General features: G+C 35.0%; 11 protein-coding genes. 10 read left to right on the top strand and 1 reads right to left on the bottom strand.

Going from position 1 to position 12,626, the window contains the following annotated elements:
- Window positions 1–60 precede the first annotated feature (60 nt).
- Entirely contained in the window at window positions 61–1,794 is a 1,734-nt protein-coding gene (locus BM305_RS03970) for an RNA-directed DNA polymerase (RefSeq protein ID WP_092559396.1), read from the top strand.
- A 101-nt stretch (window positions 1,795–1,895) separates the two neighbouring features.
- Here the strand turns inward: BM305_RS03970 and BM305_RS03975 are convergent, their stop codons facing one another.
- The gene (locus BM305_RS03975; protein ID WP_092559397.1) at window positions 1,896–3,281 is read right to left on the bottom strand and encodes an aldehyde dehydrogenase; all 1,386 of its coding nucleotides are present in this window, start codon (window positions 3,279–3,281) and stop codon (window positions 1,896–1,898) included.
- Between the two features lie 531 nt (window positions 3,282–3,812).
- Between BM305_RS03975 and BM305_RS03980 the strand changes: the two genes are divergently transcribed.
- From BM305_RS03980 to BM305_RS04020, 9 genes are all read left to right on the top strand, one after another.
- Complete coding sequence (locus BM305_RS03980) at window positions 3,813–4,328, top strand: RNA polymerase sigma factor (RefSeq protein ID WP_092559398.1); 516 nt, start codon at window positions 3,813–3,815, stop codon at window positions 4,326–4,328.
- On the top strand, window positions 4,318–5,016 hold the full coding sequence (gene lepB / locus BM305_RS03985) for a signal peptidase I (RefSeq protein WP_092559399.1): 699 nt from the start codon (window positions 4,318–4,320) through the stop codon (window positions 5,014–5,016). Before BM305_RS03980 ends, lepB begins: the two co-directional genes overlap by 11 nt.
- Window positions 5,017–5,096: 80 nt before the next feature.
- Entirely contained in the window at window positions 5,097–6,053 is a 957-nt protein-coding gene (locus tag BM305_RS03990; protein WP_092559400.1) for a 3-hydroxyacyl-CoA dehydrogenase family protein, read from the top strand.
- Window positions 6,054–6,113: 60 nt separating this feature from the next.
- A complete protein-coding gene (locus tag BM305_RS03995) occupies window positions 6,114–6,926 on the top strand; it encodes a MerR family transcriptional regulator (protein WP_092559401.1) in 813 nt (270 codons plus the stop codon).
- A 143-nt stretch (window positions 6,927–7,069) separates the two neighbouring features.
- A complete protein-coding gene (locus BM305_RS04000) occupies window positions 7,070–7,819 on the top strand; it encodes an epoxyqueuosine reductase (protein ID WP_207649455.1) in 750 nt (249 codons plus the stop codon).
- A gap of 1 nt (window position 7,820) precedes the next feature.
- Window positions 7,821–8,576 carry a tetratricopeptide repeat protein gene (locus BM305_RS04005; RefSeq protein WP_177214533.1) on the top strand — a complete coding sequence of 252 codons (756 nt, stop codon included), beginning with the start codon at window positions 7,821–7,823 and terminating at the stop codon, window positions 8,574–8,576.
- A 77-nt stretch (window positions 8,577–8,653) separates the two neighbouring features.
- Window positions 8,654–9,847 (top strand): trans-sulfuration enzyme family protein, encoded by a 1,194-nt coding sequence (locus BM305_RS04010; protein WP_092559403.1) that lies wholly within the window; start codon window positions 8,654–8,656, stop codon window positions 9,845–9,847.
- A gap of 14 nt (window positions 9,848–9,861) precedes the next feature.
- Window positions 9,862–11,070, top strand: coding sequence for a trans-sulfuration enzyme family protein (locus BM305_RS04015; RefSeq protein WP_092559404.1), 1,209 nt, complete (start codon window positions 9,862–9,864; stop codon window positions 11,068–11,070).
- A 25-nt stretch (window positions 11,071–11,095) separates the two neighbouring features.
- Window positions 11,096–12,409 carry an MATE family efflux transporter gene (locus BM305_RS04020; protein ID WP_092559405.1) on the top strand — a complete coding sequence of 438 codons (1,314 nt, stop codon included), beginning with the start codon at window positions 11,096–11,098 and terminating at the stop codon, window positions 12,407–12,409.
- Window positions 12,410–12,626: the final 217 nt, after the last annotated feature.

Below are 12,626 nucleotides of genomic sequence, written 5' to 3' on the forward strand. Positions count from 1 at the left end.
TATAATAAAATGTAGAGAGGACAAGATGTGTCTTGAGCAAATTAAAGGAGTGGTTTAAAAATGATAAATTTATCAGATGAAATACAAGCCAAGAACATTGAATTACTATTTGAAGGATATTGGGATGATGACTTACCTCCGATATTGGATATACAGAGTATGCTGCCTTGTTTAAAGGCAGTAATTAGTAATATTGATAACAATGTTTATACTGATTTTGTGAAAAATTCTAACGGTGTTATTACAGAATTTTCAAATACATTTGCGCCACCTTATATATTTAATGATGGAATAGAACCTATTACTTTTTTCAATTTCAAAAAGAACGGTGCACTACGAGAAATACAAATTCCCAATTTAAAATACTATTGTGCATTTGTATTGAATTCCATTACTGTATTTGATGAAGTGTTTAAAAAAATATATAATGAAGAAAATTTTAAGAAATATATCGCAAATTCAAATTCATATATTATTTTTAATAGAAATTTTTATATTCACAGAGAATATGATGGGGGAACTGTTGAAATAGAATCAGGAGAATTTGCTGTTAAAAATAACAAAAATACAGGGCAGCTTGCTTATGAAGAAAATAATGCAAGATATTTAGAAAAACAAGGATCTCATTTGTATTCTGTAAAAGTTGATATAGAATCATTTTATCCTAACATTTATACACACTATTTAGGGAAGATTAAAGATATGGAACCTTTTCAGGGAGAGATTAATTGTGATGAATTTTTTGAGTTTTTAGATTACTATAACATGAAAGTCAATAATAATCAGACAAAAGGAATCATTACAGGAGTATTTTCATCTACAATATCAGCGGAGTTATTGATGCTTTGTGTTGACTATGATATTAATAAAGCAATTGGAAGTAATGCTAGTTATATAAGATATGTTGATGATTTGACATTTTTTTCAGATTCATTAGAAAAAATACATTCTAAAATGCCAATGGTTCAAAAGATTTTAAATAAATATAGACTGCGAATTAACAATAGTAAAACCCAGGAAAGAAAGAGTATTTATAATACGTCTTATGTGGACAGCTATTCCATAAAAGAAAAGTTTATTTTTTTTGATTTCGATTCGGCGGAAGACGTCAAGTTAGATAAAGATATTTTTTATAGTATAAAAAGTTATGTTTCGGAAAAATATGATGCAGATGAAAAAACAGAAATTAAAGCCTTTCTTACTTTGCTCAAAGGCGCAATTTCTCAAGAAAAACTGGTCTTTGATCAAGAAAGTATAGTATCGGAAGCCGTGTATCTTGCATTTTATATGATACAGCTGGCATGTACGGAGCCGCTATTAGTATCGAGAAGTTATAAGGTTATTTCGGAAATATTAGAAAAACAAAAGGGACAAGAGGGGTATCAGAAAATTATTAATGAATTAAAGAATAAACGCGGTTTTATTAATGATACATATCATGATTCTATTTTACAAATCTGGCATTACTACATTTTGAGCAAATACGATGAAAATCTTGACATAAGCAATTATATAACTGATTTTAATGAAAGTGAGGTAAATCCCTTAATTTTATCGATGCTAGTCCGTACAGGCAATGATACTAATAAGGATATAATTAAATATATTAAAGATAGATATTTTCAAGTAGCAGGTAATTCAAATGAGCCAAATAGCTGGATGAATACAGTAATGTTTTCAAAATGGTGGTTACCATTGTTTTCTATTTATTCAAAGGATAAAAAGGATTATTATGGTTTTTATTCAAGTAACCATTTCCATTTAATTTACAAGGATATGACAAATGAAATTTAGAATAATGAAAGTAATTCAGTAAGTAACTAACAGAAAAAATTAAAAAAGGGATGCGGCACAGTGTAAAACGTGCGCATCCCGGATTTTATTTTGAAAACAGTTTATTTAAAAATTTTTCTAACAAACTTTAATTTACCATCACTGTATGGCGCATAGAGCAAAGGAGGATCGATCCATTGCTTTGTTTTCAATATACTTTTTTTATGAGAAAAGGCATCAAAACTGCTTTTTCCATGATAGCGCCCCATTCCACTGTTGCCAACTCCTCCAAAAGGCAAATTAGGATTAACCAGATGTAAAATGCCATTATTGATACAGCCACCGCCAAATTCAAAAGTCTCAATGACAAACTTTTCTAGTTCCTTGTTTCTTGTATACAAATATAAGGAAAGTGGATAGCGGTTTTTTCGGATAATAGGAACAATTTCGTTGATATCCTTGTAAGTAATGACAGGAAGAATAGGTCCAAATATTTCATCCTGCATAATACTGCTCTCGGGAGTTATCTGATCTATTATGGTTGGAGCAATAAAAAGGGAATTTTTATCACATTGTCCGCCAATCAGCAGAGTACCTTCGTGCAGCCAGTTTTCTAGAATTTCATATCTTTTTTTGTTGATAATTCTTGCAAAATTTTCACTTTCTATCGGATTTTCACCAAAAAAATCTTTTATATAATAAATCATTTTTTCAATAAATACATCCTTAATACTTTCGTGAATTAATAAATAGTCTGGACATACACAGGTCTGCCCAGCATTAAAAAACTTTGCCCAAGTTAACTTTCTTGCTGATATGTCAATATTAGCATCCTTATGCACGATAACGGGACTCTTTCCACCTAATTCTAAGGTGACAGGTGTTAAGGTGTCTGCTGCCATAGATAAGATTTTTTTCCCAACAGAGGGGCTTCCAGTAAAGAAAATATGATTAAACGGAAACCGTTGTATGAGATGGGAACCAATGATTGAGCCAGGTCCCTGAACGACACTAATGTAGTTATCCTCATAAGTTTCCTGAATTATTTTTGCAACTAAATTACTGATATGCTTTGTTTGATCAGATGGTTTCAGTATGGCACAATTGCCAGCAGCGATTGCACCAACAAGGGGAGCAAATAGCAGCTGAAATGGATAATTCCAAGGACCAATAATTAAAGTGACTCCCAGTGGTTCGGAGTAAAGATAACTGGAAGAGGGATGCAATACAAAAGAAGTATGTACTCTCTTTGGCTTCATCCATCCCTTTAAATGTTTTAATGTATAGCGTATTTCTTCATATAGAATACCTATTTCTGAGGTAAATGCTTCAAATGCTGGTTTATGAAGATCTAAATAAAGAGCCTCCATAATTTCTGATTCATATTTTTTAATTACATTTTTTAATTTTATTAGATTTTCTTTTCGAAATTCATAGCCTTTTGTTTTTCCTTCATCAAAAAACTGCCTCTTCTTATTAAAAGATTTATCGATCTTAAGAACGTCCATGTTTAAAACCTCCAAACAAATTGGTAAAATATTGGTAAGAATGTATAAAGTTGAAGTATGTATCTATTATTGTGTTAGATGAAACATTTTGTCAATACATTTATAAATTTTTTCCCCTTTGAAAAAGAAGAATTCGTATGCTAGAGTACTATTTAATAAAATATAGTTTGTAAACGACACATGTAATACCACTGGTATGTAAATCTGATTACGGAACATAATTTCGCAACGATGCAGTAGAACAGGTAGAAATGATATAATATATCTTGACTTTGATACCGTGCTGTACCTTAGAATCAGTATAGAAGGAGGACTTATTTCTAACGCACTGTATAAAATTTGAAGATTTTATGGAATGGGAGGCTGTCTAGAGGAAGTACTAAATATTTTTACGACTATTAAGGAAGGTGAAACAAAGGCAAGACAACTGGATTTACTTGTTCCTATAAAAAAGCGGCAGGCAGAACAGTAAATTTTTGAAGTTTTGTAACCTTTTTGCCTGTTTCTGTACTAACAATTAGGAGGTGTAAAATGAACGAGGAGTTTCAGATGCTTTATGAAAAATATTTTCATGAGATTTACTTGTTTGTCTTAAAGCTTGTTAGCTATAGAACGGATCTGGCGGAGGAGTTAACCCAGGAAGCATTCTATCAGGCATTTATTTCTTTATCTCGTTACCGTGGTGAATGCGAAATAAAGACCTGGCTTTGTCAAATAGCAAAGAACACATGTTTTAAGTATTTCAAGAAAAATCCAATTCAAGTCAGCACTGACACAGAAGAATTTCAGAATAGTAATTTGGGAAAGGGGGGCAATATGCCAGAAGAATATTTTATGAAACAAGAGCTGATAGAAATTGTAAACAAAAGTATTCTGCAATTGAAAAAAAAGTATAGAGATGTGCTGGTTTATCGTTTGCATTTTGATATGCATTTTAACGAAATTGGTCGAATCATGAATATCAGTGAGAATTCGGCTAAGGTAATTTATTATCGTGGCAAGGAAATGTTAAAATTAAAATTGGAGGGATACTATTATGGAAAATAAAATATGTGCAGTAATAAGAGATATATTGCCTTTGTATTGTGACAATGCAGTAAGTGAGGAAAGTAAGAAGATTATTGAAGGACACTTAGAAGGTTGTGAAGGATGTAGACAGTATAAGAAGGAACTGAAAGAAGCAGGCAATGTGAATGTTTCAAATAATAAAAACGCTATAAGTAATGAGACTGCAAACATCAAGCAAATAGCGGACCGGCTCCGGCGGAGAAAAAGAAATATTGTGATTGGGGTAAGCGCTGCATTTGTACTGGCACTAATCGTATTATCCCAGATATTCCAGATCTCCGTAATAGCAGGAACAAGTATGGAACCAACTTATTCCGACAAACAGGATATTATAATAAACAGAATGTCATATCGATTTTCTTCACCAAAGAGAGGGGACATAATTTATTTTTCACACAATGATGTGCTGAGTATTAAAAGAGTGATTGGTCTTCCTGAGGAAACAATAGAGTTAAAAAATGGAAAACTATATATTGATGGGGAATTACTTGAAGAAAACTATTTTGATAGGGAAGTAGGCAACCCAGGTGATATTACGTATCCTGTTACATTAGGTAACGACGAATATTTTGTGATTGGAGATAATTTAGACAACTCACTAGATAGCAGGCAGTCGGCATATGGTATGATTCAAAGAGATGAAGTCCTGGGAAAAGTGATAAGATAACCCTTTAAAATAGTATTGACTCTATAATTGTTGCAGAGTGTATAATACTCAAAATTATTATTTTAAAGGAGAACGTACAGATGACAAAAGAAGACATTCAAGAAGTAGTTGTAATTGGAGCAGGACTTATGGGAGCTTCTATTGCTCAATCATTTCCGGAATATGTTACAAATACAAGTATTTACTGCAACGATGCAAAAGAGTTTGAGAGGGCAAAAACTATCATCAGAAATTGTCAGGAAACTTTGGTTTTACATGGGGTAATAGGGGAAGAAGAATCAAAGAAAGTTCAAGACAGTATCGTGTATACTACGGAAAAAAGCTGTTTTGCAAAAGCCGATTTAGTAATTGAGGCAATACCAGAGGTGCTAGAATTAAAGAAAGAGGTTTTCTATGAAATTTCGCGGCTGGTTCCAAACGAATGCATCCTGGTAACGAATACATCAGCAATTTCTATTAATGAATTGAGTACGGCTGTTCAATATCCAGAGCGATTTTGTGGATCTCATTGGCTGAATCCGCCACATATTATTCCTCTTGTTGAAATTACCAAGGGGGATTACACGTCGGATAAGGTGGCAGAATTATTATATGACTTGTATAAAAGTATGCATAAACAGCCAGTTATTCTGAAAAAGGATGTAAAAGGTTTTTTATCAAACAGACTTCAGTTTGCACTGTTAAGAGAAGCCTCCTATCTGGTTGAAAGTGGAGTTGCAACACCAGAAGATATTGATAAAACTTTGAAATATGGAAACGGACTTCGTTATATGTGCTCTGGTCCATTTAGGATTGCAGATTTAGGTGGAATCCAGGTATTTAATAATGTGGCAAAATATCTCTACCCTGATCTTTCGGATGAAAAGAGGGAAAACAGGTTATTAAAGGAGCGGGCAGAAAATGGTGAGCTTGGAATCTCCACAGGGCGCGGTTTCTATGAATATACATTAGAATCGGCTCTGAAGGAGGAATATGAAAGAGATAAAAAAATACTTCATATTCTACAGATGAATCAGGAAACAGAGGCAAGCCTATAAGATTTCCTTGAAATTATGCGCCTGATGCTTTAAGATAATTTACAATGGAGGTATGAAGACGTGGATGGATTATATTCTATTGGAGAAACTGCTAGAATTATGGGGATTTCGGTACAAACACTGCGGAATTATTCAAATCTTGAACTGCTAAAACCGCAGTATATCGATCCCAACACGGGGTATAGGTATTATTCGTTCAAGCAATTTCATTATATTGACCGTATAAAATATCTAAGGAATCTTGGTGTATCGCTTAGTGAAATTGAAGATGTGTTTAAAAGCAACGATATTCATAAGCTGTCTTATTATCTGGACAAACAAAAACAAAGAATTGAAAAAGAAATTAAGGAATTAATGGAAACTAAGGAAGATATCCAGTGGTATATGAATTATTTCAACTATTTAGATACCCATCATCTGGATAATATACCGTATATTAAGCATCTGGAAAAAAGGTTTGTTTTAAGTATTCCTTTTGAAAAGGGAGATACAGTAGAAACGGTAGAAACAAGACTGGCAATATTAAAAACAGGACCTTCTATGGAAAAGGTACATTTTTTAAGACAGTTTGGTTATATTGCGGATTTTAAAGATTTGTTAGTGAAAAAGTTTACCAGGCAAGAATATTTTATTTATATAAAAGATACAGCCGGATTGGAAAAGGAACAATATAGAGAATTACCAGCAGGTGAATATCTTTGTTTTCGGGCAAAAATCTGTACGGAAGACTGGGACGTGGAATTGTTAAAAAAATATTTTGAGCATTTAGAAAAGTATCCGCCATATATTATTGCAAATGAACATGAGGACAATCTAAGCGAGTATCATAACTGTCCTTATGAAGTACAGATTTTAATTAATGAAGATTTGTAATAATAATATAATTTAGGGCTTGACTCTATAATTACTATAGACATTATGATAAGTGTAGGTGAAACAGCTATATATTCTGTAAGGAAGCAGAGTATATAGCTGTTATAATTTTATTTTGGAATTTTGGAAAAGGAAGTGATACGGTGTCGGAGCTAAAGAAATTTGTGGAAGACATAATAAAAAGAACAGCAGCAGAACATTCGCAGAGTAATATGTTTTTAGAGCCTATTGTAGGGTTTGCCTCAGCAGAGAATCCTTTGTATGATAAGCTGGACGAACTGATTGGAAGACCACAGGTACATCCCAAGGAATTTTTAGAGACAGCAAAAACAGTAATTGTATACTTCATCCCATTTTCCAGGGAAACAGTAAAAACCATTCAGGGAAAGAATGCAATTTCCAAGGAGTGGTCCAGGTCATATACTTATGCAAATGAAATATTAAGTAATATTGGGAGAAATCTTCATAAAGAATTAGAGTTAAATGGAATTACAGTCAAAAGTGAGCCGCCTACTTATACCAATGCTACCTATGACAGCATTAATCTTTCTGCAAAATGGTCTCATAAATCTACGGCTGTTATTGCGGGGATAGGAACATTTGGGCTGAATCATTTACTTATCACAGAAAAGGGAACTGCGGGAAGACTTGGGAGCGTAGTAATTGATGCAGAGATTGAGCCGACAAAGGCAAGAGAAGATTCATTTTGCTTATATTATAAAAGTGGAAAATGTAAGGTTTGTGTGGAAAAATGCCCGTCAGGAGCGTTAAGTGACGATGGAAGCTTTAACCGTTTTCGCTGTAATGCTTACTTAGATGGGAAAAACATACGTGATAGTGAACAGGGCTGTGGCATGTGCAGTTCAGGTCCTTGCGCAACGAGAGGGTTTTAATATGAGTAAATATACGGATTTGGAGCATAAAAGTGCTTTGGAACAAACAATATACTGGGACAGTACAAGTATAGATACGCCAGAAAAAGAGTATGAATATGGAAGATATCTGGAACGGTTAAAGGACTATGAAGAAGCCATGGTATATTACGAAAGAGCATGGAAAAACGGAAGTATGCCAGCCGCCTATTTATATCTTAAGGGAATGTCCAGGCAGCAGGAAACTATCAGAGAAGAAAAACAAGCTGAGGAGTTACGGAAAACGGTGTTTTCTTATTATAGAGAAAAGAAAGAATCAGCAGAAGATTATTACAGGCTGGGAACTTTATATAAAGAAGGAATAGGTGTAAAAAAAGAAATGGATCAAGCTATCCAATGTTTTTATACAGCGGCAGAGGACAATTTTGGAGGAGCCTTTTATGAACTGGGGATAGTTTGCTTAGAAGGACTTGGTGGATGTGAGAAGGATTATCTTACAGCTAGGAAATACCTGAGAAAAGCTTATGATGCTCATTGGGAAGAAGCCATATTTAAGGATTTTGAAATATTTCAGGGACAATTCTCGGAATATGAGTACCAGAGAGAAATCATGGAAGCCTATAGCTTTCGCCTTGGCCAGCTTATCAGAGCAGCTGAATTAAGGAAGACTGCGGAATGTTACCAGCGTGTTATAGAAATGTATCAGAAAGGGTTTCCTGGAGATACAGGAAAAAAGAGAGAGTTGTTTATTAGAAAGGCAGATAAATATAGGAATTGACTCTATGACTAGTATAGATATTACAATAGATAAAAAGAAACATATCAAGTAAAAAAAGTTGTGAATGGAGGATAAAAATGGAATTTGAAAATTATAGTGAAGCAACACGGATATTGTATGAGGGACACACCATAAAGGGAATGAGTATGTCACCAGAGGCATTTCCACTGTTTAATACAACAGCATTTAATATGGGAGATTTAAATGATGTGGACAAGACCTATGAGGAAAAAGGCTACACCTACGTCAGAACAAGAAACCCTAACCGGGAGGCACTTGCTCAATTAATTTCATTTTTGGAAAATGGAAAGAAAACGCTGATTTTTTCATCTGGAATGGGAGGAATTACAACAACCTATTTTGCCTTATTAAATCCAGGCGATCATTTTATCTGTAATTCCTATATCTATGGTGAAACTTTTGATGCCATTAACCAGTTGTTAAAAAAGTGCTCTGTAGAAGTAGATTTTGTGGATTTTACAGATTTGCAATCAGTAAGGGCAGCAGTAAAGCCAAATACAAAAATGCTTTATACGGAGGTGGTATCGAATCCTACGGATATCGTAGCGGATATTGAAAATCTGGCGGATATTGCCCATGAAGCAGGTGCATGGCTTATGGTAGATAATACCTTTACAACACCGCTGGCGGTGAAACCGATGGAGTTAGGAGCCGATATTGTACTGAATAGTCTGACAAAATTTATGAATGGGCATAGTGACGCTCTTGCAGGTTCGATTACGGTCGATGACTGTGCTTTATATGATAGAATTCATGAAATCAGAATGCTTACAGGAACCTCCGCTTCTCCCCATACAGCTTGGACTGTATTCAGAGGTATGCAGACAGTACATTTAAGGGTAAATAAGCAAATGGAAAATGCTGCAAAGCTGGCAAAAGCATTAGAGGAACATCCCATTGTTTTAAAAGTAAATCATCCTTCTATTCCATCCAACCCACAGCACGAGCTGGCAGGCCGGATTTTTAAAGATAATACTCATATGACAGGAATGTTAAGCTTTGATATGCCAGATGATAAAGATAAAATTAACGCTTTTATGAACAGATTGAAGCTGGCTCGTTATGCACCAACCTTAGGTGGAATCAGAACTACCCTTTCTCATCCTCTTCATTCCTCACATCATCATGTGCCAGAAGAAGACAGAAAGAAAATGGGTATCAGCTATGGAACTATGCGGGTATCTTGTGGAATCGAAGAAGGAGAGGATTTAATCAGGGATTTTATGTATGCACTTGAAGTATTTCAATAGAAGGAGAGATGGATATGGAACAATTTAAGAGGACAGAAAAGGAATTTTCGTTTGAAACAGAAATTTTAAAGCAAGGTGCATATATCAACGCATTGGCAAGTAACCCAGAAACAGCACCGATTTATTTGACAACAGCCTTTAATGTGGAAGATCTGGATGATTTGTATGACCGCTACGAGAAGAAAGGTTTTTGCTATAATAGAAATAGAAATCCAAACAGAAATGCCTTAATTGAGCTAATGACATATGCAGAAGGCGGCGAAGATTCTATTATATGCAGCTCTGGAATGGGTGCTATCTCAACTACTATATTTTCTCAGGTAAAGTGTGGCGATCATATTGTGTCGGATATGACTCTTTACGGGGAAACCATTGACATTTTTAAAGAAGTGCTGCCAGCTTATGGAGTAGAGGTTACCTTTGTAGATTTTACAAAGCTGGAGGAAGTGGAAAGGGCCATTAAATCCGAGACAAAAATTTTGTATACGGAAACAGTTTCTAATCCAATGATTACTGTGGTGGATATAGATGGGGCGGCAAAACTGGCTCATGATAATAATTGTATCTTAGTAGTGGATAATACCTTTATGACGTCGGTTGCCTTTCGGCCAATTGCCCATGGAGCTGACCTTGTAATCAATAGCCTGACAAAGTTTGCCAATGGACATAGTGATGCGGTGTGCGGTAGTGTTACAGGAAAGGCGGAATTGATTCAGAAGGCATACCGGTACCAGGTGCTTCTTGGAAATACAGCCGATGCCTTTACATCATGGCTTGTACAAAGAGGAATGCGCACTATGTCTCTACGCATAGAAAAACAGATGAAAAATGCGGCAAAGCTTGCAAAAGCATTGGAGGAATCTCCTTATGTACTAAAGGTAAATCATCCAAGCTTAATGAGTCATCCCCAGCACGAACTTGCCATGAAATTATTTGGAAATGAATATAGCTGTGGAGGAATGTTAAGTATTGTACTACCGGACAGTATGGAAAAAATCAATCTGTTTATGCGCAAGTTGAATTTAGCACATTATGCTATGACGCTGGGGGGCTATCGAACCACATTAGCTCATCCTGTCTCTTCTTCTCATTATGATACACCAGAGGAGGAAAGAGCGAAAATGGGGATTACGTTAGGTCTTATTAGAATTTCTGTGGGAATCGAAAAGGCTGAAGATTTAATTCATGACTTTTTAGAGGCATTGAACGTATACAAAGAATAAGTTTTTTTAAAGGAGTGATTGTGAAATGAATGAGGAAGAACCTTTATCGAAACGGGGCTTTCTGAAAAAAGCAGTTCCCAATATAATGGCTTCAATTTCTATTCCCTTATTAGGAATGGCGGATATAGCTGTGATTGGAAATCTAAACAATGCTGATTTTATTGCAGGTGTCTCTGTCGGAACCCAAATACTAGAGACTTTATATTGGGTATTTGGTAACATACGATATATTGCTTCAGGGCAAAGTGCACAGTCACTTGGTACTGGAAATCCAAAAGAGCGTTTAAATGCTCTTTTACAGCCTTTGGCCTTTGCAATTATTATTTTTGCAGCGCTGGTGCTTTTTAGAAATCAGATTTTTTCTCTTTTTCTTCTGTTTATTCAACCAGAGGCAGGTGTTACAAGGGCTGCCTCTCTATATTATAATATTCTTATTTTTGCAAGTTTTTTTGTGCTGGCTGATTATATTATCAGAGGATGGATGTTAGGGCAGGGAAAAACAGTGCTATGTATGTTCATACAAGTAGGATGTACTCTTTTAAATATTGTTCTGGATCTTGTGTTTGTAAATGTTCTTCATGCAGGGATAGCCGGTGTAGCCTGGGCAACCTTTATTGCCCAGCTGACAGCAATTCTAATAGAAATAATCTATCTGACTGTGTTTGGAAAATTTAAAAGAATTGATTTTGATAGAGAGCTGATTTTGAATAGGAACAACATCTTTGCTTATTTGAAATTAAATTCTGACTTTTTCTTGAGAACTCTTTTTCATACTACGGTAAGAAATGGATTTTTAGCCTATGGAAGCAGGCTGGGGACTGTCATTTTAGCCGCTAATGGAATTATCAGCCAAATTAATGCAATTACCATTTATGCTTTAGAGGCACTGGGTAATACATCTACATACTATGCAGGCAAGTACTGGGGAAGCAAAGATAAAAAGAGTTTGCAGAAGCTATGGCGGATTGCGATACAAACAGGAGTGAGCATGGCTCTGTTTTTAGCTGTTTGTTTTGAAATTTTTTGTATTCCAGTTTTTCATTTGTATACAAATATTTCCGAAGTACTTGCGTTACTGGTGGAATATAGAATCTGGATCTTTATTTGTCCTGTTGCTTCTTGCATTATGGACGTGTTAACAGGATTTTATAGTGGATGTACTTATATTAAGCCAATACGAAATGGCGCGTTTCTGGCAATGGCATGTTTTTTTCTAAGCGGTACGATTCTGATTCCATACATAGGAAATCATGGATTGTGGGTGTCCCAGTGCATATACTGGGTAGTGACAGCATCGGTACTTCTCTTCAGTTATAAGAAGGTGCTTCAGGGGTGGTAAAATAGTAATACATTAAATTGACGTGAACAAAAAGTAATGATAAAACCGTAATCAGCAATAATGGAAAAGTATTTACAAATCAGCACTCTTTATGTAGCTTTTTCTAATAACCTGCGTTGATTGTAGCTTTATAATGCACAGTTAAATTGGTTTTTATGCTGAACACATATCAAGAACATATATGCTTTTTTCGAAATGCTATCTCTGTAAGTATACA

Origin of the sequence: Anaeromicropila populeti (assembly GCF_900112775.1) — a bacterium.
In the GTDB taxonomy this organism is placed as follows: domain Bacteria; phylum Bacillota; class Clostridia; order Lachnospirales; family Lachnospiraceae; genus Anaeromicropila_A; species Anaeromicropila_A populeti.

Coding starts and splice junctions, on each gene's coding strand:
- BM305_RS03990 (WP_092559400.1), top strand. CDS start 5,097: ATGACAAAAGAAGACATTCAAGAAGTAGTTGTAATTGGAGCAGGACTT.
- BM305_RS04005 (WP_177214533.1), top strand. CDS start 7,821: ATGAGTAAATATACGGATTTGGAGCATAAAAGTGCTTTGGAACAAACA.
- BM305_RS04015 (WP_092559404.1), top strand. CDS start 9,862: ATGGAACAATTTAAGAGGACAGAAAAGGAATTTTCGTTTGAAACAGAA.
- BM305_RS04020 (WP_092559405.1), top strand. CDS start 11,096: ATGAATGAGGAAGAACCTTTATCGAAACGGGGCTTTCTGAAAAAAGCA.
- BM305_RS04010 (WP_092559403.1), top strand. CDS start 8,654: ATGGAATTTGAAAATTATAGTGAAGCAACACGGATATTGTATGAGGGA.
- lepB (WP_092559399.1), top strand. CDS start 4,318: ATGGAAAATAAAATATGTGCAGTAATAAGAGATATATTGCCTTTGTAT.
- BM305_RS03980 (WP_092559398.1), top strand. CDS start 3,813: ATGAACGAGGAGTTTCAGATGCTTTATGAAAAATATTTTCATGAGATT.
- BM305_RS03975 (WP_092559397.1), bottom strand. CDS start 3,281: ATGGACGTTCTTAAGATCGATAAATCTTTTAATAAGAAGAGGCAGTTT.
- BM305_RS03970 (WP_092559396.1), top strand. CDS start 61: ATGATAAATTTATCAGATGAAATACAAGCCAAGAACATTGAATTACTA.